At 68.9% G+C, this 24,824-nt stretch carries 22 protein-coding genes and 3 tRNA genes; 14 read left to right on the top strand and 11 right to left on the bottom strand.

What is annotated here, in order from left to right; all coding sequences use genetic code 11:
- Positions 1 to 30 precede the first annotated feature (30 nt).
- The 3 genes from gyrA to AB0L56_RS06250 all read left to right on the top strand — a co-directional run bounded on the left by gyrA (position 31) and on the right by AB0L56_RS06250 (position 3,586).
- Positions 31 to 2,628 carry a DNA gyrase subunit A gene (gyrA, locus tag AB0L56_RS06260; protein ID WP_365419579.1) on the top strand — a complete coding sequence of 866 codons (2,598 nt, stop codon included), beginning with the start codon at positions 31 to 33 and terminating at the stop codon, positions 2,626 to 2,628.
- 18 nt (positions 2,629 to 2,646) lie between these two features.
- Entirely contained in the window at positions 2,647 to 3,390 is a 744-nt protein-coding gene (locus AB0L56_RS06255; RefSeq protein ID WP_361026706.1) for a DUF3566 domain-containing protein, read from the top strand.
- 119 nt (positions 3,391 to 3,509) lie between these two features.
- Positions 3,510 to 3,586, top strand: a tRNA-Ile gene (locus AB0L56_RS06250).
- A 243-nt stretch (positions 3,587 to 3,829) separates the two neighbouring features.
- Here the strand turns inward: AB0L56_RS06250 and AB0L56_RS06245 are convergent.
- Positions 3,830 to 4,198, bottom strand: a complete 369-nt coding sequence (locus AB0L56_RS06245) for a DUF6344 domain-containing protein (protein ID WP_361026703.1) — start codon at positions 4,196 to 4,198, stop codon at positions 3,830 to 3,832.
- 339 nt (positions 4,199 to 4,537) lie between these two features.
- On the opposite strand from AB0L56_RS06245, the gene AB0L56_RS06240 reads away from it, so the two are divergent.
- A complete protein-coding gene (locus AB0L56_RS06240) occupies positions 4,538 to 4,666 on the top strand; it encodes a DLW-39 family protein (RefSeq protein ID WP_003999697.1) in 129 nt (42 codons plus the stop codon).
- Positions 4,667 to 4,776: 110 nt separating this feature from the next.
- The gene (locus AB0L56_RS06235) at positions 4,777 to 6,162 is read left to right on the top strand and encodes a hypothetical protein (protein ID WP_361026700.1); all 1,386 of its coding nucleotides are present in this window, start codon (positions 4,777 to 4,779) and stop codon (positions 6,160 to 6,162) included.
- Positions 6,163 to 6,173: 11 nt separating this feature from the next.
- Here the strand turns inward: AB0L56_RS06235 and AB0L56_RS06230 are convergent, their stop codons facing one another.
- Positions 6,174 to 7,811 carry a protein kinase gene (locus tag AB0L56_RS06230; RefSeq protein ID WP_361026697.1) on the bottom strand — a complete coding sequence of 546 codons (1,638 nt, stop codon included), beginning with the start codon at positions 7,809 to 7,811 and terminating at the stop codon, positions 6,174 to 6,176.
- A 174-nt stretch (positions 7,812 to 7,985) separates the two neighbouring features.
- Positions 7,986 to 8,534 carry a DNA-binding protein gene (locus AB0L56_RS06225; protein ID WP_361026694.1) on the bottom strand — a complete coding sequence of 183 codons (549 nt, stop codon included), beginning with the start codon at positions 8,532 to 8,534 and terminating at the stop codon, positions 7,986 to 7,988.
- A gap of 181 nt (positions 8,535 to 8,715) precedes the next feature.
- Here AB0L56_RS06225 and AB0L56_RS06220 point away from each other — a divergent pair.
- A tRNA-Ala gene (locus AB0L56_RS06220) sits at positions 8,716 to 8,788 on the top strand.
- A gap of 123 nt (positions 8,789 to 8,911) precedes the next feature.
- Here AB0L56_RS06220 and AB0L56_RS06215 read toward each other — a convergent pair.
- Positions 8,912 to 9,607, bottom strand: a complete 696-nt coding sequence (locus tag AB0L56_RS06215; RefSeq protein ID WP_365419575.1) for a DUF5324 family protein — start codon at positions 9,605 to 9,607, stop codon at positions 8,912 to 8,914.
- A gap of 339 nt (positions 9,608 to 9,946) precedes the next feature.
- Here AB0L56_RS06215 and AB0L56_RS06210 point away from each other — a divergent pair, with 339 nt between their 5' ends.
- Positions 9,947 to 10,474: a peptidylprolyl isomerase gene (locus AB0L56_RS06210; RefSeq protein ID WP_361026688.1), complete on the top strand. Its 528-nt coding sequence runs from the start codon at positions 9,947 to 9,949 to the stop codon at positions 10,472 to 10,474.
- A 105-nt stretch (positions 10,475 to 10,579) separates the two neighbouring features.
- Positions 10,580 to 11,467 (top strand): rhomboid family intramembrane serine protease, encoded by an 888-nt coding sequence (locus AB0L56_RS06205; RefSeq protein ID WP_361026685.1) that lies wholly within the window; start codon positions 10,580 to 10,582, stop codon positions 11,465 to 11,467.
- Between the two features lie 279 nt (positions 11,468 to 11,746).
- Here the strand turns inward: AB0L56_RS06205 and crgA are convergent, their stop codons facing one another.
- Complete coding sequence (gene crgA / locus AB0L56_RS06200; protein ID WP_190164619.1) at positions 11,747 to 12,001, bottom strand: cell division protein CrgA; 255 nt, start codon at positions 11,999 to 12,001, stop codon at positions 11,747 to 11,749.
- Between the two features lie 141 nt (positions 12,002 to 12,142).
- Between crgA and AB0L56_RS06195 the strand changes: the two genes are divergently transcribed.
- The 5 genes from AB0L56_RS06195 to AB0L56_RS06175 all read left to right on the top strand — a co-directional run bounded on the left by AB0L56_RS06195 (position 12,143) and on the right by AB0L56_RS06175 (position 15,913).
- The gene (locus tag AB0L56_RS06195; RefSeq protein ID WP_365419570.1) at positions 12,143 to 12,922 is read left to right on the top strand and encodes a DUF881 domain-containing protein; all 780 of its coding nucleotides are present in this window, start codon (positions 12,143 to 12,145) and stop codon (positions 12,920 to 12,922) included.
- Positions 12,923 to 13,178: 256 nt separating this feature from the next.
- Positions 13,179 to 13,340 (top strand): hypothetical protein, encoded by a 162-nt coding sequence (locus tag AB0L56_RS06190; protein WP_361026679.1) that lies wholly within the window; start codon positions 13,179 to 13,181, stop codon positions 13,338 to 13,340.
- Entirely contained in the window at positions 13,337 to 13,975 is a 639-nt protein-coding gene (locus tag AB0L56_RS06185) for an aminodeoxychorismate/anthranilate synthase component II (protein WP_361026676.1), read from the top strand. The genes AB0L56_RS06190 and AB0L56_RS06185 overlap by 4 nt, the downstream gene beginning before the upstream one ends.
- Positions 13,972 to 15,132: a class E sortase gene (locus AB0L56_RS06180; protein WP_365419566.1), complete on the top strand. Its 1,161-nt coding sequence runs from the start codon at positions 13,972 to 13,974 to the stop codon at positions 15,130 to 15,132. The genes AB0L56_RS06185 and AB0L56_RS06180 overlap by 4 nt, the downstream gene beginning before the upstream one ends.
- Before the next feature lie 13 nt (positions 15,133 to 15,145).
- Positions 15,146 to 15,913 (top strand): class E sortase, encoded by a 768-nt coding sequence (locus AB0L56_RS06175; protein ID WP_365419563.1) that lies wholly within the window; start codon positions 15,146 to 15,148, stop codon positions 15,911 to 15,913.
- A gap of 83 nt (positions 15,914 to 15,996) precedes the next feature.
- Here the strand turns inward: AB0L56_RS06175 and pknB are convergent, their stop codons facing one another.
- The 6 genes from pknB to AB0L56_RS06145 all read right to left on the bottom strand — a co-directional run bounded on the left by pknB (position 15,997) and on the right by AB0L56_RS06145 (position 24,175).
- Positions 15,997 to 17,997 carry a Stk1 family PASTA domain-containing Ser/Thr kinase gene (gene pknB, locus AB0L56_RS06170; RefSeq protein ID WP_365419560.1) on the bottom strand — a complete coding sequence of 667 codons (2,001 nt, stop codon included), beginning with the start codon at positions 17,995 to 17,997 and terminating at the stop codon, positions 15,997 to 15,999.
- A gap of 169 nt (positions 17,998 to 18,166) precedes the next feature.
- On the bottom strand, positions 18,167 to 19,642 hold the full coding sequence (locus AB0L56_RS06165; RefSeq protein ID WP_365419556.1) for a penicillin-binding protein 2: 1,476 nt from the start codon (positions 19,640 to 19,642) through the stop codon (positions 18,167 to 18,169).
- Complete coding sequence (locus AB0L56_RS06160; RefSeq protein WP_361026661.1) at positions 19,639 to 21,087, bottom strand: FtsW/RodA/SpoVE family cell cycle protein; 1,449 nt, start codon at positions 21,085 to 21,087, stop codon at positions 19,639 to 19,641. Before AB0L56_RS06160 ends, AB0L56_RS06165 begins: the two co-directional genes overlap by 4 nt.
- Positions 21,088 to 21,114: 27 nt before the next feature.
- Positions 21,115 to 22,650, bottom strand: coding sequence for a Stp1/IreP family PP2C-type Ser/Thr phosphatase (locus AB0L56_RS06155; RefSeq protein ID WP_361027145.1), 1,536 nt, complete (start codon positions 22,648 to 22,650; stop codon positions 21,115 to 21,117).
- A gap of 141 nt (positions 22,651 to 22,791) precedes the next feature.
- On the bottom strand, positions 22,792 to 23,304 hold the full coding sequence (locus AB0L56_RS06150; protein ID WP_365419552.1) for an FHA domain-containing protein: 513 nt from the start codon (positions 23,302 to 23,304) through the stop codon (positions 22,792 to 22,794).
- Positions 23,305 to 23,314: 10 nt separating this feature from the next.
- Entirely contained in the window at positions 23,315 to 24,175 is an 861-nt protein-coding gene (locus tag AB0L56_RS06145; protein ID WP_361026655.1) for a DUF3662 and FHA domain-containing protein, read from the bottom strand.
- 520 nt (positions 24,176 to 24,695) lie between these two features.
- On the opposite strand from AB0L56_RS06145, the gene AB0L56_RS06140 reads away from it, so the two are divergent.
- A tRNA-Leu gene (locus tag AB0L56_RS06140) sits at positions 24,696 to 24,779 on the top strand.
- The last annotated feature ends 45 nt before the right edge of the window (positions 24,780 to 24,824 follow it).

The raw sequence follows: 24,824 nt of genomic DNA, 5'->3' as shown, positions 1-24,824 counted from the left end.
TGACCGCACCAGGAAGGACTTTCACCAGCAATGACCGACGAGAACACTCCCGTCACGCCCCTCGAGGACCCGGACGCGGCCGGCATGCGCGTAGAGCCCGTCGGGCTCGAAACCGAGATGCAGCGCTCGTACCTCGACTACGCGATGTCCGTCATCGTGTCGCGTGCGCTGCCCGACGTCCGTGACGGCCTCAAGCCCGTCCACCGCCGCGTGCTGTACGCCATGTACGACGGCGGCTACCGCCCCGAGCGAGGCTTCTACAAGTGCGCCCGCGTCGTCGGCGACGTCATGGGCAACTACCACCCGCACGGTGACTCCTCGATCTACGACGCGCTGGTCCGCCTCGCGCAGCCGTGGTCGATGCGGATGCCGCTCGTGGACTCCAACGGCAACTTCGGCTCGCCGGGCAACGACCCGGCGGCGGCCATGCGCTACACCGAGTGCAAGATGGCGCCGCTGTCGATGGAGATGGTCCGGGACATCGACGAGGAGACCGTCGACTTCACGGACAACTACGACGGCCGCTCCCAGGAGCCGACCGTCCTGCCGGCCCGCTTCCCGAACCTGCTGATCAACGGCTCGGCCGGTATCGCGGTCGGTATGGCGACCAACATCCCGCCGCACAACCTGCGCGAGGTGGCGGCCGGCGCCCAGTGGTACCTGGAGAACCCCGAGGCGTCCCACGAGGAGCTTTTGGACGCGCTGATCGAGCGCATCAAGGGCCCCGACTTCCCGACCGGCGCCCTCGTGGTCGGCCGCAACGGCATCGAGGAGGCGTACCGGACCGGCCGTGGATCGATCACCATGCGCGCGGTGGTCGAGGTCGAGGAGATCCAGAACCGCCAGTGCCTGGTGGTCACGGAGCTGCCCTACCAGGTCAACCCGGACAACCTCGCGCAGAAGATCGCCGACCTGGTGAAGGACGGCAAGATCGGCGGCATCGCGGATGTCCGCGACGAGACCTCCTCGCGCACCGGCCAGCGCCTGGTCATCGTGCTGAAGCGGGACGCGGTCGCCAAGGTGGTCCTGAACAACCTCTACAAGCACACCGACCTGCAGACCAACTTCGGCGCCAACATGCTGGCCCTGGTCGACGGCGTTCCGCGCACCCTCTCCCTGGACGCGTTCATCCGCCACTGGGTGACGCACCAGATCGAGGTCATCGTCCGCCGTACGCGTTTCCGGCTGCGCAAGGCCGAGGAGCGGGCGCACATCCTGCGCGGTCTGCTGAAGGCCCTGGACGCCATCGACGAGGTCATCGCGCTGATCCGGCGCAGTGACACCGTCGAGATCGCGCGCGGCGGCCTGATGGACCTCCTCGACATCGACGACATCCAGGCCAACGCGATCCTCGAGATGCAGCTGCGCCGACTGGCCGCACTGGAGCGCCAGAAGATCGTCCAGGAGCACGACGAACTCCAGGCGAAGATCAACGAGTACAACGAGATCCTCGCCTCCCCCGTGCGCCAGCGCGGCATCGTCAGCCAGGAGCTGGCGGCGATCGTCGAGAAGTTCGGCGACGACCGCAAGACGAAGCTGATCCCCTACGAGGGCGACATGTCCATCGAGGACCTGATCGCCGAGGAGGACATCGTCGTCACGGTCACGCGCGGCGGCTACATCAAGCGCACCAAGACCGACGACTACCGGGCCCAGAAGCGCGGCGGCAAGGGCGTACGCGGCACGAAGCTCAAGGAAGACGACATCGTCAACCACTTCTTCGTGTCCACCACCCACCACTGGCTGCTGTTCTTCACCAACAAGGGCCGGGTCTACCGGGTGAAGGCCTACGAGCTCCCCGACGCAGGCCGGGACGCGCGCGGGCAGCACGTGGCCAACCTGCTGGCCTTCCAGCCGGACGAGACCATCGCGCAGATCCGTGCCATCCGCGACTACGAGGCGATGCCCTACCTGGTGCTGGCCACCAAGGCCGGGCTGGTGAAGAAGACACCGCTGAAGGACTACGACTCGCCGCGCTCGGGCGGTGTCATCGCGATCAATCTGCGTCAGCGGGAGGACGGTACCGACGACGAACTGATCGGCGCCGAACTCATCTCTGCCGATGACGATCTGCTGCTGGTCAGCAAGAAGGCACAGTCGATCAGGTTTACGGCGACGGACGAGACGCTGCGGCCCATGGGCCGTGCGACCTCCGGCGTCAAGGGCATGAGTTTCCGCGAGGGCGACGAGCTGCTCTCGATGAATGTTGTTCGACCCGGTACGTTCGTGTTCACTGCCACAGACGGCGGGTACGCGAAGCGGACCTCCGTCGACGAGTACCGCGTCCAGGGGCGCGGCGGCCTCGGTATCAAGGCCGCCAAGATCGTCGAGGACCGCGGCTCCCTCGTCGGCGCGCTGGTGGTCGAGGAGACCGACGAGATCCTCGCCATCACGCTGTCGGGCGGCGTGATTCGTACGCGAGTCAACGAGATCAGGGAAACCGGCCGTGACACCATGGGCGTCCAACTGATCAATCTGGGCAAGCGCGATGCCGTGGTCGGCATCGCTCGTAACGCCGAGGCGGGACGCGAGGCGGAGGAAGTCGACGGCGACGTGGCCGTGGACGAGACCACCGACGGGGACGCGGCCACCGGCACGGACGAGGGTGAGGCGCCCTCGGCCGAGTAGCACGAGGAGTGAGTCAGCGTGAACGGAGCCACGGGCGCCGGACCGGCCGGTACCAGTTCGGGAACGGACGGCGGTGGCCGTGGCTCCGCCGCGCGGGCGGCAGATCCGCACACGACCAATCTCAAAGCGATCAAGGCGCCCGCCAAGGACGCCTCCTCGTCCGGCAGGCAGGGATCCCAGGGGGGAACCGTGACGGACACTCGAGGCCCGCAGGCCGCGCCGGGCCAGGGCGCGGCCGCTCAGCCGGCCTCACCGCTGCCGGGGGAACGGCAGCCGCAACAGCAGGCGGGCCCGTACCACCCGCCGCAGGCCTACCCCGCACAGGCCGGTACGGCAGCCGGCCAGACCGGCGCGGTGCGGCGTCCTCGCACCGGGGCGAGCACGACCCCGCGCGTGCGCAAGGCGCGCCTGCGCGTGGCCAAGGCCGACCCCTGGTCGGTGATGAAGGTCAGCTTCCTGCTCTCCATCGCGCTCGGCATCTGCACGATCGTCGCGTCCGCGGTGCTGTGGATGGTCATGGACGCCATGGGCGTGTTCTCGACGGTCGGCGGCACGATCGCCGAGGCGACCGGCTCCAACGAATCGAACGGCTTCGATCTTCAGTCGTTCCTGTCGCTGCCCAATGTGCTGATGTTCACGTCGATCATCGCGGTCATCGACGTCGTCCTGGCGACGGCTCTCGCGACGCTCGGCGCGTTCATCTACAACCTTTCGGCGGGCTTCGTGGGTGGCGTCGAGGTGACGCTGGCCGAGGACGAGTGACCTGCTCAGGACGCTTTCCCCGCCGCCTGCGACGGTTCCCCGGCAATCGATTTTGGGACTGCCCGGGTCGTGCGCTAATCTTCAGGAGTCAGCGCGCGGGACACACCGCAGAGCGCGGCGGGGCTATAGCTCAGTTGGTTAGAGCGCATCCCTGATAAGGATGAGGCCACAGGTTCAAATCCTGTTAGCCCCACCAGCGAGAAGACCCCCAGTCGGTAACGGCTGGGGGTCTTTGACATGCACGGCTGACATCAGCCGGTAAGCAGGTGCTCCAGAGGCGAAAGGACCCCCGTCGGATGCCGACGGGGGTCTTCTTTCTGGCGTCGAGGCTGTCACCAGCCGGGGAGTCGTCGTCGTGCCGTGGTGCTGTACGCAAGTTCGCCAGGACTTATGAAGCAGCGACGGTATGAGGAGGGCTCCGGAGTGTTCGCCGAGGGGCTCAGCGCTGGAGGGGGATGAGTCCGGTGACGGATTCCGGCCGGGAGGACGCCGTGTCGTCGGAGCAGTCGGCTGAGCCGGACCCCTCCATGGTCGCCGTGTGGGGGCTGTGCCGGCAGCTGGGGGACTTGCCGTGGGCCTCGGCGTGGATGCGCTGTTTCATCGTGGGCGGCAGGGCCCTGATCAGTGACCAGGACCAGAGGGGCGTGGCCGGTGCCGTCGTCCTGGACGTGCTGTCGCTGTTGCGCGTCTTCTCGGTCTGCGGTACGGCCGCGGAGGCAGTCGTGGTGATGAGTCCGAGTGCCGTGCACAGCGCGAGGAAGGCGGTGACGACGGCGTTCCACAGCTTCATGACCTTGTTCCGGGCCATGGCCCCTCACTTTCGGGTCGGGCGATTTGCGTACTTTCCTCATGATGTGTATGGGGACCGCGAAGTGGTGGACCAACGCCCGTGACGCGTGGATGTTCAGATGAACACCACCCGGATGGGGGCGTGAAGGTTGAAAATGTGGAGAGACGTAAGCAAAAGGCGCAAAGTGGCCGTACATGGAGGTGTGATCACCCTCCGATCGGATCGCCGTACTCAGCTTCTGCCGCGCCTGACCCAAAGGCAGTTCAAGGGGTCGACGCAGGTCACCGATCGGTATCGACCGGTGTGTATAGTCGGGCGCCAGAGGTCCCCTACGTCAACGAAAGACGAGGTCGCGCGGTGAAGAAGCTTCTCCTGGTCGCACTGGCCGCCATCGGCGGGCTCCTCGTGTACCGCCAGATCCAGGCGGATCGCGCCGAGCAGGATCTGTGGACGGAGGCGACTGACTCCGTGCCCACGGGTTCGTGAGTACCGATATCCAACGCTGAACAGACCCCGGCCGCCCTCGCGGTCGGGGTTTTGTGTGCGCCAGGATGGGCGACACGGTGCGACGTCCGGGCAGCGACGAGGGGTGGCGCGTGAGGGGACGGCAGTGGACGGCGCGGGGGCGGGCCGGAGCCGGGCTCGGCCGGCGTCCGGTTGCCGGATGGGTGGGTGTGGCGGTCGTCCTGGGGCTGGGTGTCCCGCCGGGGCAGGTGGCGGTCGCCGTCGAGGCCGCCGGGACCGGCGTCACCAGCACCGCCGGTGACGCGGCCCTCCGGTCTGTCGGAGATGCCGGGGACTACGGCTTCGCCGAGGACGCGCGGAGGATCGACGGTGCCGTGAGCACCGCGGACGCCGCGGAACTGGTGCCGGGCCGGACCTATCGCAGCACCCTGCCGGCCACCGGCAAGGTCCACTACCGCCTCGAACTCGACGGCACCACGAACACCTACGCCTCCGCCACGGCCGCTCCGCCGGCCGGCCGCGACACCTCCGTCATCGACGGTCTCAAGATCTCCGTGCAGGACGGTGACGGCCGGTCCTGCGATGCCGACACGGCGACCTTCGGCGCCGGCGGCAGCCCTCATCCGGTCGCCGCATGGGCCGTGCGGGACATCTCTCCCAGGAGATCACTGTGCAAGGACGCGGGCACGTACTACGTGACCGTCGAACGCGCCGACCCGGACGGAAAGAACTCCTCCCCCGTCCCCTGGGAGCTGGAGCTCACCACGGTGTCGGAGCCGGCGCTGGAGAAGACCGGTCCCACGAAGGCACCCGAGGAGTGGAACTCCGCGTCGCCCCAGCCCGTCGCGGGCCGGCCGGAAAGGCGCGCGGGCGGTGCGGGCTTCGCCCGGGCCACCTCCATCGGCCACGGTGTGTGGCGGGATGACATACGCCCGGGCCAGACCCTTTTCTACAAGGTCCCCGTCGACTGGGGGCAGCAGCTGCACGCCACCGCTGAACTGGGCAGTTCCAGCTCGGCCGGCAGGGGCTACGTCGCCGCCGCACTGGACCTGGACCTCTACAACCCGGTCCGGGCCCACGTCGAGGACCTGGGCGTCGGCTACGACGGCGGCCAGAAGTCGAAGAGCCTGGCCCCCCTGCCGCCGGTGCAGTACGTCAATCGCCACGCCGCCGGCCGGCAGGTCTCGGTGATGCGGTTCGCCGGTTCCTACTACCTCGTCGCGCACCTCTCCGCGGAGGTCGCGGACGACTTCGGCGACGGGCCCGTTCCGCTGACGCTGAGGGTTCGGCTGAGCGGTGCGGAACAGGACGGGCCCGGCTACGCGGGGCGGCCCGTGCCGGCGGACGTCTTCACGGTCACGGGGGAGGACCGGGACATGGCAGCCCAGGAGGGCGGAGCGGCCGGTGACGACGCCGCGTACCGGGCGCTCGCGGTGGGCGGCATCGGCACCGGAAGCGCGCTGCTGGCGGGGCTCGGCGTGTGGACCCTGGTGGCACGGCGGCGGGCCCGTCCGTAAGCGGCGGTGGATCAGATGCGGGTCAGGGCCCAGAACCCCACGGCGTAGCAGACCAGGGCCAGGAGCAGGACCGGGACGGCCACCTGTGCGGGAGGGCCGGGCCGACGGCTGCGACGGCGGTGGGACCGGGCAACCGTGCCGTGCCGGGAAACCGCCCCGCCCGGAGGCGGAACCTGCGGGCCTTGGGCGGTGTATTCAGCAGTAGAGGCGTCGGGAGGCGCGGTCGGCCGTGGCAGGGGGGAGCGCAGCGCATGAGTGGGGTCGTGGGGCGAGACGTGGGGAGCGGGGTGTGCCGGCTGGTACGGGCTGCCGTTCGCTGCCTCTTCCGGGGGCTGAGGAGTCCCGGGCGCGTGCGCCGGAGGAGGCGGTGCGGGTACGGGGGAGGAGATGACCGTGGAGTGGGGCGGCGGGAGATGGAAGCTGCCGGTGTCCGACATGCTGGGCGGCTGCGGGGAGGCTCCGGACGGCGTCGCGGGGGAGGCGGCGCTCCGACGGGGATCGCCGGCGGCGGCATCTCTCCCCCCGCCCGTGTCACGGTGCGTACCGACAGGGCCTGGACCGGTTGTGGCACCGGCGCCGGTCACACCTCCGGAACCCTCCGTGGCGCCCGTGCCCCGGCCGGGCCCGGCATCGTCTCCCCCGGCCGGACCCGCTTCCGTGCCCGGCCACGGGACGGCACCGCCGGTCGGTGGCCGGTGTTCCTCCCCGGACGCGAGCCTTTCGGCGACCGGACCGCCCCGGCCGTCCGGTCGTACCCCCGAAGCCCTCTTCAGCGGGCCGTCGGCGGCGAAGCCCGGGGGCAGGGGGCCCAGTTGGTCGAAGATCTCGATCAGTTCGTCGTCGGGGCCGGGATCCGGCAGCAGCTCCGCGGCAGCGGCGAGCGCCTTGCGCGCCCCCGTGGCCGTGCGGAACCGCGCCGACGGATCCGGCTCGAGCAGCGTGGCGACGACCTGCCACAGCGGCTCTGGAATGCCCTGGGGAGGGCCGGGTGTCCCGTGGTCGACGAAGTACTGGATGAGGGCCTTGGTGTCCGGCTTGGCGCCCTCGAGCAGATACAGGGCCACCAGTCCTACGGCGAACAGGTCGGCGGGGAAGTCGGGTTCGGAGCCCATCATCAGCTCCGGTGCGAGATAACCCGGCGTACCCACCACCAGGTTGGTCTCCGTCAGCCGGGGCTCGCCCAACCGCATCGCGATGCCGAAGTCGGACAGCCGCAGCCGCGGCCTGCCCGTACCGGTGGCCTCCAGGAGCACGTTGGCTGGCTTGATGTCGCGGTGCACGACGTCTTCCGCGTGCACCGCGGCCAGCCCCGCCAGCAGCTGGTCGAGCAGGGTGCAGACGTAGCGCGGCGGCAGGGGGCCGTAGTCGCCGATCAGGTGGACCAAAGAACCGCCGGCGACCAGGTCCATGGTGAAGAGGACCTTGTCGTCGTCGGCGGCCCAGCTGGTGGGGGCGAGGACATGGGGGTGATCGATCCGCAGAGCCTGTTCACGGACGAAGCGGAGGAGGGAGTGGGCGTCGCTCTGCAGCAGGACCTTGGCGGCCACATAGCGACCGCGACGGTGGTCCCAGGCACGCCATACGGCACCGACGCCCCCGCGTCCGATTGGATCGACCAGTTCGTACCGGCCGGCGAAGACCTCACCCATGGCTGTACGTCGCTCCTCCGCCTGCGATGTCCCCCAGTCCCTCCCCCTCGACGAGCTATACGACTCCCCCTGCGCCTCTGATCTCTCTCCTGTGCCCGGCTTGCTCCGTGTCGCCGGCACGTGGCTTCCCGCGGACACCCGGCAGCCGACCCCCTTCGGTCGCCGGGCGGAAGGTCAGTTCTGGTGCGCCTGGTAGTGCGTGACCGCGTCGGAGGTGCGGCCGGCGCCGTAGACACGCAGGAACTCGGCCAGTTCGGGATGGGTGGGAGCGAGCGAGTCGGCGGCATCGATGATGTCGCCGGCGGCCGCCACCGAACGCAACAGGGACTGGATCTCGCGGACCACCCGCTTGACCGTGGGAGCTCCCGAACTGCTCGTCGTCTGCGTGGTGTTGCTGAGCACCGAACCCCCCTGGGACTTCTTGATCTCCTCCATGCGCTCGGTCGCCTCAGCCGCGCTGACGCTGCCGTCCGCGACCTGCCCCGCCAGATCCTGCAGCAGCTGCACCCGCTGAACCACCGCAGGGTTGCCGATTTTCGCCCGCTGCCCGCTCATCAGCTGCGAGAGCATCGGCGCGGACAGTCCCAGTACGCCCGCGAGACGAGCCTGATTGAGGCCCAGGTCGTCTATGAGCCTACGGAAGAGCGCCCCCAGCGGCTCCCCATACCAATTCCGCTGCAGTTCCCGCGCTCTGGCGGTGGCTTCCTGCTGTGCGGCGTCCATTGCGTCTCCCCATCGCTTCCCCATGAACCGCGGTTCGCTGTAGCGAACCCCGCCGAGCATCTTACGGAGAGTGGTCGGCCACGGGGACCCCCAATCCTTTTGTGGAATCCCCCGGGGGACCCGGTACTCTGGTGTCGGGCGCCCACCGGGATGTGTTCTTCCAGGTGGACGCTTCGCTTCCGGGGCCTTAGCTCAGTTGGTAGAGCGCTGTCTTTGCATGGCAGATGTCAGGGGTTCGACTCCCCTAGGCTCCACATCTGGACCCCTCCCACCTGCGGAGACGTGGTGGGAGGGGTCCTGTTTCACGTGAAACGGCGCGGTGGGGCAGAAGACTGTCAAGTCGTCTGCCCCACCGCGCCGTTGGTGTCTTGCGCCCCTTAGGGCTCGTCGCGCCTGGCCTCTTCCGCGGCCTCCTTGGCTTCGACCTCGGGGTCGAGCGCGCTCACGTCGCTGCCGTCCACCGACGTCAGCTTGCTCGAGCCCGACACATCCGTCGCGGTCGGCGGCTCCACCAGCCAGTCCGGGTTGGCCTGCTTGTCCCACCACTTCCAGGCGGCGAAGGCACCGCCTGCCACGGCGCCCATGATCAGGACCATCCGCGCGATACGGCCGGCCTTCGCCCGACGCTGCTGCCTGCGGACGATCTTCTGGATCTGCTCGGCCGACACGCCGCCGCGCAGAGCGGCCAGCGCGGCGGCGCTGCGGGCCACGGCCTCCTCCCGCGCGGGACCGGCGGCGGCGACCGCCTGCTCGATCACCGGCCGGGAGTAGTCCGCCGCTTGCCGAGCGGCCATGCGGGTGCGGACGGCGGCCTGCTGGGCGGCCTTGTCGACCTTCGGCGGCACATGCGTCCGGGCCTGTTCCAGATACGGCTGCACATGGGCGCCGTACTGGGTGCGGGCGTGCCCGGCGGCCTGTGTCACCTTGGGCGCCAGCCGTACGCGGGCCTCCTGTGCGTAGTGCGCGGCCCTGACCTTGGCCGTGTCGGCGTAGGGCGCCACCACTTCCGCGGCGTGCAGCACGCTGTCCTTCGCCGAACCGGTCGCGGCGCGCACGCTGTCGATGCGGGTCACGGGTTCCTCCTCCTCGGTGGCGTACGGTATTTCGACTTTCCACCCTTTTACGGATCATGCCTGCCGGGTCGCCGTGGGGCATGCGCGGACGCGCATACGGGTGCCGGTGTGCCTGATCGACGGTGATATCGAGTGCGATAGCAGATCAATCCGGGGCAACGGGAGCTTGTCGTCGACAATGCCACGGATCGCCGCCATGCGCCCCCGCCACGGGGCTACTGGCCCCGTTTTGCGCAAGCCGTTCGGCCCTGTTGACCTCCTGTGCACGCAGGTCGGGCGACTGGGCGTCCCGTCCGTGCGAGGATCGGGGAGTCACGGAAAGACAACGGAAGGCACATCGTGGCTGAGCAGCTCTACGCCACCCTGAAGACCAATCACGGCGACATCGAGGTCCGGCTCTTCCCGAACCAGGCGCCGATCACGGTCAAGAACTTCGTCGAGCTCGCCAGGGGCGAGCGGGAGTGGACCCACCCCCAGACCGGTGAGAAGACCACCGACAAGCTCTACGACGGCACGGTCTTCCACCGGGTGATCAGTGGCTTCATGATCCAGGGCGGAGACCCGCTGGGCAACGGCACCGGTGGACCCGGCTACCAGTTCGAGGACGAGTTCCACCCGGACCTGCGCTTCGACAAGCCCTACCTGCTGGCGATGGCCAACGCGGGCCCGGGCACCAACGGCTCGCAGTTCTTCATCACCGTCGCCCCGACGGCGTGGCTGAACCGCAAGCACACCATTTTCGGTGAGGTCACCGACACGGCGAGCCAGAAGGTCATCGACACGATCGCGTCGACGCAGACCAACCCGCGTACCGACCGCCCGGTGAAGGACGTGGTCATCGAGTCTGTCGAGGTCCGCGAGGGCTGAGCACCTCGTCCCCCGAGTGCGAAAGCGCTCGAAGGGAACCAATCGCCCCGCTCATCCGTAAGGATGGGCGGGGCGGGCCTTTTTCCATACGACCGAGGGGATCCCATGGACGACCAGGCTGCCGGCAGCCCGCAGGGCGCCCAGCGTGTCCCTGTCTGCTATCGCCATCCGGACCGCGAGACCGGTATCCGCTGCACCCGGTGCGAGCGGCCGATCTGCCCGGAGTGCATGGTCGACGCCTCGGTCGGTTTCCAGTGCCCGGAGTGCGTCCGGGGCGGTTCCGGTGCGGGGCACTCGCCCTCGGCCTCCATGCCCCGCACGCTCGCCGGCGGAACCGTTGCCGCCGATCCCCGGCTGCTGACCAAGATCCTCCTCGGGATCAATCTCGCGGTGTTCATCGCCGTGCAGATCCGGCCGTCGCTGGTGCGTGATCTGTATCTGATCGGTGAGTGGCGGCCGACGCCGTTCCTGCCGACGGAGGGCGTGGCGGCGGGCGAGTGGTATCGCCTGTTCACCTCGATGTTCGCCCACCAGGAGTTCTGGCACGTCGGGTTCAACATGCTGGGTCTGTGGTGGCTCGGCGGACCGCTGGAGCAGGCCCTCGGCCGGGCCCGCTATCTCGCGCTCTACCTGATCTCGGGTCTGGCGGGAAGCGCGCTGACCTATCTGCTGGCCGCGGGGACCACGGCGTCGCTCGGCGCGTCCGGTGCCATCTTCGGACTCTTCGGCGCGACTGCCGTGCTGATGCGCCGGCTCCAGTACGACATGCGGCCGATCATCGCCCTGCTGGTGATCAACCTGATCTTCACCTTCGGCTGGAGCAACATCGCCTGGCAGGCGCATATCGGGGGACTTGTCGCAGGTGTCGTGATCGGATACGCCATGGTCCACGCCCCGCGGAAACGGCGGGCACTGGTGCAGTACGGCACCTGTGCGCTGGTGCTGGCCGTGGTCGTGCTGATGACCGTGCTGAGGACGGCGCAGCTCACCTGAGCGCCAAGGTTGTCCACAGATCGTGGCGGATCTTGTGCACACGGTGCGGGGAGGCCGGAGTTCCCGCCCACCGACCCATATTTCCGCAGGTCAGACGGTGGGCGAACATGCTTTCGGGTGCCGGTGTTTCTGTCACACCGGCGTCAACCTTCGGAGGGTTATCCACAGATCGGGTTGCCTATCCACATGTGGACAAGGCCTGTGGATAACTCAGGGGATAGTCCTGCCCAGAGCTGTGGGACAGCTCTGGGCAGAGCAGCGCTCACCGTGGGGAACGCGCTACTTCCACTGCGTGGAGACGCCGAATCCGGCGGCGATGAACCCGAAGCCCACCACGATGTTCCAGTTGCCCAGGGCATCGATGGGCAGGGTGCCGTCGGTGACGTAGAAGACGACGATCCAGGCCAGGCCGATGAGGAACAGCGCCAGCATCACGGGCGCGACCCAGGCGCGGTTGGTCAGCTTGAGGGCGGTCGCCTGCTTCGCGGGCGGCGGCGTGTAGTCGGCCTTCTTGCGGATACGTGACTTCGGCACGAGGGTCTCTCCTGTCGATGCGCTGCGTGGCCGCGCAGGGAACTGGGTCGGGCTCGGAGCAGCGTACAAGGGGACTCCGATGGCTCCCCCGGGCGTCCGTTAGCGTAGTGCTTCCGCGGCGCCGAAGGAGATAAGGGTACGTTGAGCAATTCTGCCGACTTCCCCGGACCGGAATCCAGTCCTGCCCGCCGACGCCGTGTCCGGCCCGTGCGGATCCTCACCGCGGGTGTCTTCGCCCTGGCGGGTCTCATCTTCTTCACCAGCTTCGACACGGCCAAGGGCACCAATATCCGCACGGACGCCTCGCTGCTGAAGCTGTCCGACCTGATCCACGAGCGCAGCCGCAAGAACGGGGAGCTCGAAGAGTCCAACGGCGCGTTGCGCGAGGACGTCGAGTCGCTCGCCGAGCGGGACGACGGCAGCACCGAGGCCGAGGACGAGAAGCTCGCCGACCTGGAGAAACGCGCCGGCACCCAGAAGCTCACGGGCGAGGCGATCACGGTCACCCTCAACGACGCCCCGCCGGACGCCACCGCCAAGCTGCCCGGCTACCCCGAGCCGCAGCCCGACTATCTGGTCATCCACCAGCAGGACCTCCAGGCCGTGGTGAACGCGATGTGGCAGGGCGGCGCCGAGGGCATCAAGGTCATGGACCAGCGGCTGATCTCCACCAGCGCGGTGCGCTGCGTGGGCAACACCCTGATCCTCCAGGGGCGCGTCTACTCACCGCCGTACAAGATCACGGCGGTCGGGGACCCGGAGAAGCTGAGGAAAGCGCTCTCCGTCTCCCCGGCGATCCAGAACTACATGGTGTACGTCAACGTCTACGGGCTCGGCTGGAAGGTCGAGGACGAGGGGACGGTGACCCTGCCCGGCTACTCGGGCACCGTGGATCTGCACTACGCGAAGCCCGTGGAGTAGCGGCCTGGCTGCGGCGGACGCGTCCCCCGCCGGTGTTTCACGTGGAACATCCGCGGAGGAGTCCCCGCCGATGTTTCACGTGGAACATGGCCGGACATCGAGGCGTTCCGCCCCGCGTCACGTACATAGGGGTGCGCGGCGGGACTCGTACGGACTTCGCACACCCCGCGGAGGCCGGGAAACCGGAGGGGTCGCGCCGTTAGTCTGTTGGCGTACGGCGTGGGGTCTGGTGCCGTGGTACGACGGAAGGGACGGCATGTACAGCTGGATCTGGCGGCATCTGCCGGGCAACGGATGGGTGCGGGCACTCCTCTCACTGGTGCTGATCGTCGCCGTGGTCTACGTCCTCTTCCAATACGTCTTTCCGTGGGCCGAGCCGCTGCTGCCCTTCAATGATGTGACGGTGGACAACCAGTGAGCGCGCGCATTCTCGTCGTCGACAACTACGACAGCTTCGTCTTCAACCTGGTCCAGTACCTGTACCAACTGGGCGCCGAGTGCGAGGTCCTGCGCAACGACGAGGTGTCGACGGAGCACGCCCAGGACGGTTTCGACGGGGTGCTGCTGTCCCCGGGCCCCGGCACTCCCGAGGAGGCCGGTGTCTGCGTGGACATGGTGCGGCACTGCGCGTCGACCGGGGTTCCGGTGTTCGGCGTCTGTCTCGGTATGCAGTCGATGCAGGTGGCGTACGGCGGCGTGGTGGGCCGGGCCCCCGAACTGCTGCACGGCAAGACCTCGCCGGTGACGCACGAGGGCAAGGGCGTCTTCGCCGGCCTGCCCTCCCCGTTCACGGCGACCCGCTACCACTCGCTGGCCGCCGAACCGGCCACGGTACCGGCGGAGCTGGAGGTCACGGCCCGGACGCCGGACGGCATGGTGATGGGTCTGAGGCATCGTGAACTGCTCGTCGAGGGCGTGCAGTTCCACCCCGAGTCCGTGCTGACCGAGCACGGCCACCGTATGCTGGCCAACTGGCTGGTGGAGTGCGGGGACCAGGGCGCGGTGGCGAGATCGGCGGGGCTCGCCCCGGTGGTGGGCAGGTCCACGGCGTGACGGCGCTGCGCCCCGAGCGCGAGTCCGGCGCCTACGGTGCCGGCGACCAGGGCACCTCGTACGGCGGGCAGCCGTACGGGGCGCCGGGTGCGTACGGAGCGCCAAGTGCGTACGGAGCGCCCGGTGCATACGGAACGCCCGGTGCGTACGGGGACGGCTGGTACGACAGCGCGCGGCCCGACGCGTACGGCGGCGTCCCCGACGCCACCGCCCAGCTGCCGCCGGTCGACGAGGAGACCGTGGCGCTGCGCATCCCGGAGCCGCCGCAGCGGACGGCGCGTGCCGCGTCCGCGCCGGTGTCGGGCGGTCGGGCGGCCCGCAGGAAGGCGGCCAGGAAGCGCCAGGGACGCCGTGGAGGCTCCCACAAGGCCGCGGAGACCCACGGAGCCGCCGGAGGCCGGGAAGGGGCGTCAGGGCCCTCTGAGGAGGCCTCCCGGGCGCCCCTGTCCCGTGTGGAGGCGCGCCGACGGGCGCGGGCGCGCAAGGCGAGTCCGGCGGCTGTCGCCAGCCGGGCCATCGGTGAGGTGTTCATCACCTGCGGTGTGCTGATGCTGCTGTTCGTCACCTACCAGCTGTGGTGGACGAACGTGCGGGCACAGGCGCAGGCCGGCAGGGAGGTCAGCGACCTCCAGAACGACTGGGCGAACGGCAAGCGCCGGCCGGGGGCCTTCGAGCCGGGACAGGGCTTCGCTCTGCTGCACATACCGCGGCTCGACGTGGTGGTGCCGATCGCGGAGGGCATCAGCAGCAAGAAGGTGCTGGACCGGGGCATGGTGGGCCACTACGCGGAGGGCGCGCTGAAGACGGCGATGCCGGACGCGAAGACCGGCAACTTCGGGCTCGCGGGCCACCGCAACACGCACGGGGAGCCGTTCCGGTACATCAACCGGCTGGAGCCGGGCGACCCGATCGTCGTGGAGACACAGGACGACTACTTCGTCTACAAGATGGCGTCGATACTGCCGGTCACCCCGCCGAGCAATGTGAGTGTCCTGGATCCCGTACCGAAGGGGTCGGGCTTCACCGGGCCGGGCCGCTACATCACGCTGACCACGTGCACCCCGGAGTTCACCAGCAAATACCGCTTGATCGTCTGGGGCAAGATGGTCGAGGAACGGCCGCGCAGCAAGGGCAAGCCGGATGCGCTCGTCAGTTAAGGGCAGAGGAAACGTGGCAGCGACCGCCGACGACACCGCACAGCACTCCGACCCGCCCGCGTCCTCGCCGACGCGTCGCCGCCGCCGCATGGGGCCGGTGGCGATGGTGATCAGTTTCTTCGGGGAACTCCTCATCACCGCGGGTCTGGTGCTGGGGCTGTTCGTCGTCTACTCGCTGTGGTGGACGAACGTCGTCGCGGACCGTGCGGCGGACAAGCAGGCGGACAAAATCCGCGACGCGTGGGCGCAGGAGCCGGACCGCGGCGGGAGCAGCGGCGGGCCCGCCGCCTACGACAGCGGGAACGGCGTCGGATTCCTGCATGTGCCCGCGATGACCGGTGACGAGATCCTCGTCGAGAAGGGCACCTCGATGAAGGTCCTCAACGACGGTGTCGCCGGCTACTACACCGACCCCGTGAAGGCGACGCTGCCGACCTCCGGCAAGAAGGGCAACTTCGCGCTGGCGGCCCACCGGGACGGTCACGGCGCCAAGTTCCACGGCATCCACAAGATCGAGAAGGGCGACCCGATCGTCTTCGAGACGAAGGACACGTGGTACGTCTACAAGACCTACGCGATCCTTCCCGAGACCTCGAAGTACAACGTCGAGGTGCTCGGAAAGATCCCGAAGGGGTCCGGCAAGAAGAAGGCCGGCCACTACATCACGCTGACCACCTGCACGCCGGTGTACACGAGCAAGTACCGCTACATCGTCTGGGGCGAACTGGTCCGCACGGAGAAGGTCGACCAGGACCGCACCCCGCCTGCGGAACTGCGCTGACGTCACGCGGGGCGACCCGCGCAGGCAAGGAGCCCCGGCCCTCTCCGTGGAGGGCCGGGGCTCCTGTCGTGCGGGGGCTGCGGTCAGTTCTTGTCGCCGCCGGTGAGGCCGCCGAAGATACCGCCGTTGTTGCCTCCGTTGTTACCGCCGCCCTGGTCCGCGGTGAACAGGGTGACCGCCGACCCCTTCTGCACCGGGGTGCCCTGGGGCGGGTTGGAGCCGAAGACGCGGGAGTTGGGGTCCTGCGAGCCCGCGACGTTGCCGACCGCGAGCCCGGCCTCCTGGAGCATCCTCTGGGCGTCCTTGAGAGTCTGCCCGTTCACGTTCGGCACGGCGACCTGCTCGTTCTGCTTGGCCTTGCCGACGACGATCTGGACCTGGGAGTTCTTGTCGACCTGGGTGTTCGCTCCCGGCGTGGTGCGGATGACCTTGCCGATCTGGTTCGGGTCGTCGGTCTCCTCCTCGGTGCAGTTGCCGGTGAGGTTGTTCGCCGTCATCTGCGCCTTGGCCTCGTCACAGGTCTTGCCGAGGACGTCCGGGACCGTCGACTTGGCCTCTTCCTTGGCGACGGTGAGGGTGATGGTGGTGCCCTTCTCCACCTCCTCGCCGAGACCCGGGTCCTGTTCGAGGACGGTGCCCGGCTCCTGGGCGTCCACCTTCTCCTCGACCTCGACGACGAACTCGTACTTGTCGCCCTCGAGCTCGGCCCTGGCGTCGTCGAGCTTGTCGCCGACGACGCTCGGCACCGCGACCTTCGGCGCCCCGGTGGAGACGACCAGGTTGACCGTGGAGTCCTTGTCGACCTTCGTGCCGGCCGTCGGGTTCTGCGAGCAGATCTTGCCCTTGCTCTGGTTCTCGCAGGGCTTGTCCTCGAAGCTGAGCTTCAGGTCGCCGTTGACGGCGAGTTTTTCGGCGTTGGCTTTGGTCTCGCCGACGAAGTTCGGGGTCGCGACGGTGTCGTTGCCCACGCCTCCGCTGCCGCTGATGGCCCAGCGGCCGATCAGGATCGCGCCGATGAGGACCAGGACACCCGCCACGACCAGCAATATCGTCGAGGTGTTGTTGTTCTTCGGCGGGCGCCGGCGGCTCTGGCGGTCGTCGTAGCCGAAGCCGCCATCGTCCGGGTTCATGGGCGGCAGCATCGACGTGGCGGCGCCGGCGTCCGGGCGCAGGGCCGTCGTCGGCTGGTCGTCCGGGTAGCCGCCGTAGCCGACCGCGCCCAGTGCGGCGGTGGCCGCGACGGGCTGGCCGTCGAGGCAGGCCTCGATGTCGGCGCGCATCTCGTCGGCCGACTGGTACCGGTAGTCGGGGTCCTTGACCAGCGCCTTCAGCACGATCGCGTCCATCTCGGGCGTGATCTCGGGATCGAAGACGCTCGGCGGCTGCGGTTCCTCCCGGACGTGCTGGTAGGCGACCGCGACCGGGGAGTCGCCCACGAAGGGCGGGCGGACGGTCAGCAGCTCGTACAGCAGACAGCCGGTGGAGTACAGGTCGGAACGCGCGTCGACCTGCTCGCCCTTGGCCTGCTCCGGCGACAGGTACTGCGCGGTGCCGATGACGGCGGCGGTCTGCGTCATCGTCATGCCGGAGTCGCCCATCGCACGGGCGATGCCGAAGTCCATGACCTTGACCTGGCCGTTGCGCGTCAGCATCACGTTCGCGGGCTTGATGTCACGGTGGACGATCCCGGCCCGGTGGGAGTACTCCAGCGCTTGGAGGATGCCGATGGTCATCTCCAGCGTGCGCTCCGGAAGCAGCTTGCGGCCGCTGTGCAGAAGCTCACGGAGCGTGGAGCCGTCGACGTACTCCATGACGATGTACGGGATGGAGACCCCGTCGATGTAGTCCTCGCCCGTGTCGTAGACCGCGACGATCGCGGGATGGTTGAGCGAGGCGGCCGACTGGGCCTCCCGGCGGAACCGGGCCTGGAAGGACGGGTCGCGCGCGAGATCGGCGCGCAGCGTCTTCACTGCCACGGTGCGGCCGAGCCGGGTGTCGTGGGCGAGGTAGACCTCCGCCATTCCACCGCGACCGAGCACCTGGCCCAGTTCGTACCGGCCGCCGAGGCGACGCGGCTCTTCCATAGCTACCTACCAGCCCTCTCCGTCGGTCCCGCGCGGCACAGGTGTGCCGCCGGAGGCTGCCGTCCGGGCCTACCGTACCCGGCTCGCTTTGTGTGACCTGGCCAAGTGCGTCAGCCGATACAGGACCGGTACCGCAACGTGCACCGATGTGAAGCAGACGTGATCGGGGTCACTGCTTGCTCTTGATGACCGCCTCCATCACGCTCTTGGCGATCGGTGCCGCGAGGCCGCCACCGGAGATGTCGCCCCGCACGGCGTCCTCGTCCTCGATGACGACCGCGACCGCCACGGGTGAGCTGTTGTCGTCGCTCTTGGCGTAGGAGATGAACCACGCGTAGGGGTTCTTGCTGTTGTTCTCACCGTGCTGGGCGGTGCCCGTCTTGCCGCCGACCGTGACGCCGGGGATCTGCGCGTTGCGGCCGGTACCGTCGTTGACGACGGTCTCCATCATCGACTGGAGGATCTGGGCGTTCTTCGCCGACATCGGCCGGCTGAACTCCTCCGGGTCCGTCTTCTCGATGGTGTCGAGGCCGGGGGACTGCAGTTCGTCGACCATGTAGGGCTTCATCAGTGTGCCGTTGTTGGCGACGGCGGCGGAGACCATGGCCATCTGCAGGGGGGTGGCGGCGGTGTTGAACTGGCCGATGGAGGAGAGCGCGACCTGCGAGGGCTCCATGTTGTCGGAGAACACGGAGGCGCTGGAGCGGACCGGGGTGAAGTGCTCCTCGGTGAAGCCGAACTTCTTGGCCGTCTCCAGCATCTTGTCGTTGCCGAGGTCGGCGCCGGCCTTGCCGAAGACGGTGTTGCAGGACACCCGCAGCGCCTCGCGCAGGGTGGCGTCCTTGCAGGGCAGGTCGCCGTCGTTCTTCAGCTCGGTCCTAGTGCCGGTCATGATCCACGGCAGCGGGGTGTCGGTCTTCTGGTCCGCGTCCTGGACCAGCTCGTGCTCCAGTGCGGCGGCCGCGGTGACGACCTTGAAGGTCGAGCCGGGCGGGTAGACCTCGCGCAGCGCCCGGTTGAGCATCGGGTCGTCCGGGTTGTTCTTCTTCTGCAGCTTCTGCCAGTTCTTGGTGTCCGTGTCGAGGCTGTTGCCGGCGATCGTGGACGGGTCGTACGACGGGAAGGAGGCCAGCGCGAGGATCTTGCCGGTGGACGGTTCCAGAGCCACGACGGAGCCCTTGCCGCCCTGCTTCTTCAGGCCCTCGTAGGCGGCCTTCTGGGCGGCGCCGTTGAGGGTGGTGACGACGTTGCCGCCCTCCTTGTTCTTGCCCGTCAGCATGTCGAGCGTGTTGCGGAAGAACAGGCGGTCGTCGTTGCCGGTGAGGATGCCGTCCTCGATGGACTCCAGCTGGTTGGCGCCGAAGGCCTGGGAGACGTAGCCGGTGACGGGCGCCCACATGGCGCCGTCCTTGTAGGTGCGCTTGTACGCGAAGTCGCCCTTGGTGGCCTTGTGCCCGGTGATGGGCTCGCCGTCGACGATGATGTCGCCGCGCGGTGAGGAGTACCGCTCGATGGCGACACGGCGGTTGTTCTCGTCGGTCCGCAGCTTGTCGGCCTGGGCGTACTGAATCCAGTTGTTGCGGACGAGCAGAGCGAGCATGAGCAGGCCGCAGAAGATCGCGACCCGGCGCAGGGGCTTGTTCACGGGCGGACCACCTGGGTCATCTCGGCGTCGGGGTTGGCGGCAGGAGCGGGCGCCGGGCGGCGGGCGGTGTCGCTGATCCTGAGCAGGATGCCGATCAGTGCCCAGTTGGCGATCACGGAGGAGCCTCCGTACGCCAGGAAGGGCATCGTCATACCGGTCAGCGGGATGAGGCCCATGACGCCGCCGGCGACGACGAAGACCTGGAGCGCGAAGGCGCCGGACAGGCCGATGGCGAGCAGCTTGCCGAACGGGTCACGGGCGGCGAGGGCGGTGCGCACGCCGCGCTCCACGATGAGCGCGTAGAGCAGGAACAGCGCCATCACCCCGGCCAGGCCGATCTCCTCGCCGAAGGTGGCGAGGATGAAGTCGGAGTTGGCGGCGAAGCCGATGAGGTCGGAGTTGCCCTGGCCCCAGCCGGTGCCGAGGGTGCCGCCGGAGCCGAAGGCCCACAGGGCCTGCATGGCCTGCTCGGAGTGGACGATGCCGTCCTGGACCCCGGCGCGGCTGAGCTCGAACTCGCGCATCGGGTCGAGCCAGGCCTGCACACGTGTCTGGATGTGCGGCTCGAAGCTCGCCACGCCGACGGCGCCGACCGCGGACATCAGCAGGCCGAACACGATCCAGCTGGTCCGCTCGGTGGCGACGTACAGCATGATCACGAACATGCCGAAGAACAGCAGCGAGGTACCGAGGTCGGTCTCGAAGACCAGGATCAGGATGGAGATGATCCAGACGACGATGATCGGACCGAGGTCACGGCCGCGGGGCAGGTAGAGCCCCATGAAGCGGCGGCTGGCCAGGGCCAGGGCGTCGCGCTTGACCATCAGGTAGCCCGCGAAAAAGACCGCCAGGACAATCTTGGCGAACTCGCCGGGCTGCAGGGTGCCGAGACCGGGGATCTTGATCCAGATCCTGGCGCCGAAGACGTTGTGGCCGAGGCCCGGGACCAGCGGCAGGAGCAGCAGCACCAGCGCGCCGGCCATGGAGATGTAGGTGTAGCGCTGCAGGACGCGGTGGTCCTTGAGGAAGAACAGCACGGCCACGAACAGGGCGACGCCGAGCGCCGAGTACATCAGCTGGCGCGGTGCCGCCTCGACGAACGTCCGGCTCGCCTGGAGGCGCTCCGACTGGTCCAGGCGCCAGATGGCGACCAGTCCGATGCCGTTCAGCAGCGTCGCGATGGGCAGCAGCAGGGGATCCGCATACGGGGCGAACTTCCGTACGGCGAGATGGCCGACGCCCGCCATCAGACCGAGACCGATTCCGTAGCTCAGCAGCCCGGCGGGCACCTGGTCGTCGAGGGCCAGGCCCACGTTGGCGTAGGCGAAGACCGGGATGACGACGGCGAACACCAGGAGTGCCAGTTCGGTGTTGCGGCGGCTGGGTGCGCCGATCGCGCCGATCGTGGACGTGTGCTGCGTCGACGGGTTCGTAGTACTGCTCATCGTGTGACAGGGCCTCTCACGGCTTGCCTACTGCTTACCGCACAGCGAGACGACCTTCTGCTCTTCCTCCGAGAGGCTGGGGCCGGGGCTGGGAGTGGGTGCGGTCGTGGACGGGGGCGTGGACTCCGGGGCCTTCGTCGAGCCCGAGGGGTTCGGCGTCGGCGATGCCTTGGACGTGAAGGAGACGGGCGTGGTTCCAGTGGTCCCTCCGGCCTCGCCCTCACCGGTCTTCGCGTTCTTCTCGCTTTCGGCGGCGCGCCGCTCGGCCTGCTTCTTGCACGCCGAGGCCTGCACCGACAGTTCCTCGATCTTCTCCCGCGCGCCGTACAGGTCGCCTTCGACGATGGTCGACTCGACCAGCTTCTGCTGGTAGGGCGGCAGGTACTTGAGTTCGATCTCGGGGTGGTCCTTCTCGACCTTCGAGAGCGAGACCCAGGCGAGGTCCTGGTTGATGCCCCGGTACAGCGCGACGTGTTCGCCCTTGGTGCCGACGTAGTACTGCGTCTGGGTCCAGCGCCAGCCGCCGTACAGGCCGCCGCCGAGGACGGCGAGCGCGAGCAGGCTGTACACGGACCGCTTGAGCCACCTGCGGGGCCTGGCGGGTTTGACGAAGTCGTCGTCGCCGTAGGAGAAGCCGTCGGTGGGGATGAAGCCGGTGACGTCGCCGCTGCCGGGCGGGCCGAACTCGCCGCCGCCCTGGGAGCGACGGCGGCCGAGCCCGGAGGCGCGGCCGGCCGGGGTCTGCATGATGCCGTTGTCGTGCGGCTGGTTCTGGTTCTCGGCGACGGCGCCGACCACGACCGGGGTGTCGGACAGCTGCCCGGCGAGGGTGTCACCGGTGTCGAGGTCCAGGACGTCGGCGACGATCACGGTGATGTTGTCGGGGCCGCCGCCGCGCAGCGCCAGTTCGATCAGGTTCTGGACGGTGTCCTCGGGGCCCTGGTAGCTGGCCAGGGCCTCCTCGAGGGTCTGGTGGGAGACGACGCCGGACAGACCGTCGGAGCAGATCAGGTACCGGTCGCCGGCCCGCACCTCGCGGATCGACAGATCTGGTTCGACGTGCTCGCCACTCCCGAGTGCCCGCATCAGCAGGGAGCGCTGCGGGTGGGTGGTGGCCTCCTCCTCGGTGATCCGGCCCTCGTCGACCAGACGCTGCACCCAGGTGTGGTCCTGGGTGATCTGGGTGAGGACGCCGTCGCGCAGGAGGTAGGCGCGGGAGTCGCCGACATGCACCATGCCGAGGCGCTGACCGGTCCACAGCAGGGCGGTCAGGGTGGTGCCCATGCCCTCGAGCTGGGGGTCCTCCTCGACCATCATGCGCAGCTGGTCGTTGGCCCGCTGGACGGCGGTGCCGAGCGAGGTGAGCAGGTCGGAACCGGGGACGTCGTCGTCGAGCGCGACGATGGTGGAGATCGCCTCGGAGGAGGCGACCTCCCCGGCCGCGGCGCCGCCCATGCCGTCGGCGATCGCGAGCAGGCGGGGACCGGCGTAACCGGAGTCCTCGTTGCCCTCCCGGATCATGCCCTTGTGCGATCCGGCGGCGAAGCGCAGGGACAGACTCATGCGCACCTCGCCCGTCGGCTCCGGATACAGCCGGTCGTGTCGAGCCACACTGCCCACCCTCCGGTCGGGAGCGCGCCGGGACCCTGGGTGGGGACCCCCACTGCGTGCTCGCTCCGCTCGCGCTCATTCATTGGTGTAGCACTACTTCCGCAGCTCGATGACGGTCTTGCCGATGCGGATCGGGGCGCCCAGCGAAATCGGTGTGGGGGTCGTCAGCCGGGTCCGGTCCAGGTAGGTGCCGTTGGTGGAGCCCAGGTCCTCCACGATCCACTGACCGTCGCGGTCCGGGTAGATCCTGGCATGGCGGCTGGAGGCGTAGTCGTCGTCCAGCACGATCGTGCTGTCGTGTGCCCGGCCCAGGGTGATGGTCTGGCCCTGGAGGGCGACGGTGGTGCCGGTGAGGGTGCCCTCGGTCACAACCAGCTTGGTGGGGGTGTTGCGGCCGCGGCGGCCGCCGCCGGCCTGCTGGCGCTGCGGCGGCGGTGCCTGGCGGGCCGCCTGCTGCGCCCGGCCGGAGTCCCGCCGGGATGATCCGCGCTGGGTGACGCGGGTTCCGAACAGGTCACTCCGGATGACCTGCACGGCCACGATCACGAACAGCCACAGTACGGCCAGGAACCCCAGCCGCATGACCGTGAGGGTCAGCTCTGACATTGCCCCCGCTTCACCCTTCGGCTTGCCTATAGATAACGGTGGTGCTGCCCACGACGATCCGCGAGCCGTCGCGGAGCGTAGCGTGAGTGGTGTGCTGTCCGTCCACCACGATGCCGTTGGTGGATCCGAGATCCTGGATCGTCGAGGGCGTTCCGGTCCGGATCTCGCAGTGCCGGCGGGAGACGCCGGGGTCGTCGATCCGTACGTCGGCGTCGGTGCTGCGGCCCATCACCAGGGTGGCGCGGGAGATCTGGTGGCGGGTGCCGTTGATCTCGATCCAGTAGCGGGTGCGTCCGCCGGGCACCGGTGCCGCGGCGGGGGGCCTCCGGCCGCCCGCGGGCTGCGGGTAGCCGTAACCGCCGGGCCTGCCGCCGGGGGGCGGCGCGGCGGGCATGGGCGGGGCGCCCGCGGGGGCGGCCGGCGGGTAGCCGTAGCCACCGGGACGGCCGGCCGGCGGGGCGCCGCCGGGGCCCGCTCCGGGGGCCGCCTGGCTGGCGGAGGAGGCGAGCGTACGGCTGCGCACCCGGTACAGGCCGGTGTCGAGGTCGTCCGCCTTCTCCAGGTGCACCTTGATGGGGCCCATGAAGGTGTAGCGCTGCTGCTTGGCGTAGTCGCGCACCATGCCGGCGAGCTCGTCGCCGAGTTGGCCGGAGTACGGGCTGAGGCGCTCGAAGTCAGGAGTGCTCAGTTCGACGATGAAGTCGTTGGGCACGACGGTGCGGTCGCGGTTCCAGATGGTGGCGTTGTTGTCGCACTCCCGCTGGAGTGCTCCCGCGATCTCCACGGGCTGCACCTCGGACTTGAACACCTTGGCGAAGGTGCCGTTGACCAGACCTTCGAGACGCTGCTCGAACTTCTTCAGGACTCCCATGGGGCACCTCCTCCGTCGCTGCTGTCCTGTGTACTGCCCCGTGCACAGTTTTGTGCACCGCTTACCTGGTACTGCTTACTGATCGTATCCACGCGCCGCTGGATCGGCTGGTTCCCCCTGTCCGTCCGCCCGGTCGACGGTGTCGACGCCCTGACGAGGTTCCCTCGGGTGCTTTCGTTCGAACTCCTCGGGCCGTGCTCGTGCGCGTCTTTCCGCCATGGATCGTAGAGGGGGCCGCAGACCAGTGTCCCGCACCCGGCTGTGGACTCCGTACGGCTCCTGGGGAGACGGGGGTGACCGGTACGAGGTTGATACGAGAAGCGGCCGCGGTCGTTGCACGGCGGGCCTTGGGGCGCCCCGGGGCGCGGGGGTGTTCCGTGGCCGGTCGTGGGGCGTCGTGGCCGGTCGGGACGGTGGCGGGGGAAAGGGATGTGAATCCATCCCGGCCAGCGTGCTAATGTTCTGCGTGTCGGAAGGCGCAAGGCCCCCAGCGGGGCAAGGGCTTGAAGACACACCCAATGCGCGGGTGGCGGAATAGGCAGACGCGCTGGATTCAGGTTCCAGTGCCCGCAAGGGCGTGGGGGTTCAACTCCCCCCTCGCGCACACCGTCGAACGGGCGGCATCCATCGGATGCCGCCCGTTTCGCAT

The organism is Streptomyces sp. NPDC052079, from assembly GCF_040680275.1.
In the GTDB taxonomy this organism is placed as follows: domain Bacteria; phylum Actinomycetota; class Actinomycetes; order Streptomycetales; family Streptomycetaceae; genus Streptomyces.
The sequence above is the reverse complement of the archived record's forward strand: the minus strand, read 5'-3'. Positions and strand labels throughout refer to the sequence as shown.

Bases quoted from the DNA above. Each gene is read 5' to 3' on its own strand.
- gyrA (WP_365419579.1), top strand. From the start codon at position 31: ATGACCGACGAGAACACTCCCGTCACGCCCCTCGAGGACCCGGACGCG.
- AB0L56_RS06245 (WP_361026703.1), bottom strand. From the start codon at position 4,198: ATGGCCCGGAACAAGGTCATGAAGCTGTGGAACGCCGTCGTCACCGCC.
- AB0L56_RS06230 (WP_361026697.1), bottom strand. From the start codon at position 7,811: ATGGGTGAGGTCTTCGCCGGCCGGTACGAACTGGTCGATCCAATCGGA.
- AB0L56_RS06225 (WP_361026694.1), bottom strand. From the start codon at position 8,534: ATGGACGCCGCACAGCAGGAAGCCACCGCCAGAGCGCGGGAACTGCAG.
- AB0L56_RS06205 (WP_361026685.1), top strand. From the start codon at position 10,580: ATGGACGACCAGGCTGCCGGCAGCCCGCAGGGCGCCCAGCGTGTCCCT.
- AB0L56_RS06190 (WP_361026679.1), top strand. From the start codon at position 13,179: ATGTACAGCTGGATCTGGCGGCATCTGCCGGGCAACGGATGGGTGCGG.
- pknB (WP_365419560.1), bottom strand. From the start codon at position 17,997: ATGGAAGAGCCGCGTCGCCTCGGCGGCCGGTACGAACTGGGCCAGGTG.
- AB0L56_RS06160 (WP_361026661.1), bottom strand. From the start codon at position 21,087: ATGAGCAGTACTACGAACCCGTCGACGCAGCACACGTCCACGATCGGC.
- AB0L56_RS06155 (WP_361027145.1), bottom strand. From the start codon at position 22,650: ATGAGTCTGTCCCTGCGCTTCGCCGCCGGATCGCACAAGGGCATGATC.
- AB0L56_RS06150 (WP_365419552.1), bottom strand. From the start codon at position 23,304: ATGTCAGAGCTGACCCTCACGGTCATGCGGCTGGGGTTCCTGGCCGTA.
- AB0L56_RS06145 (WP_361026655.1), bottom strand. From the start codon at position 24,175: ATGGGAGTCCTGAAGAAGTTCGAGCAGCGTCTCGAAGGTCTGGTCAAC.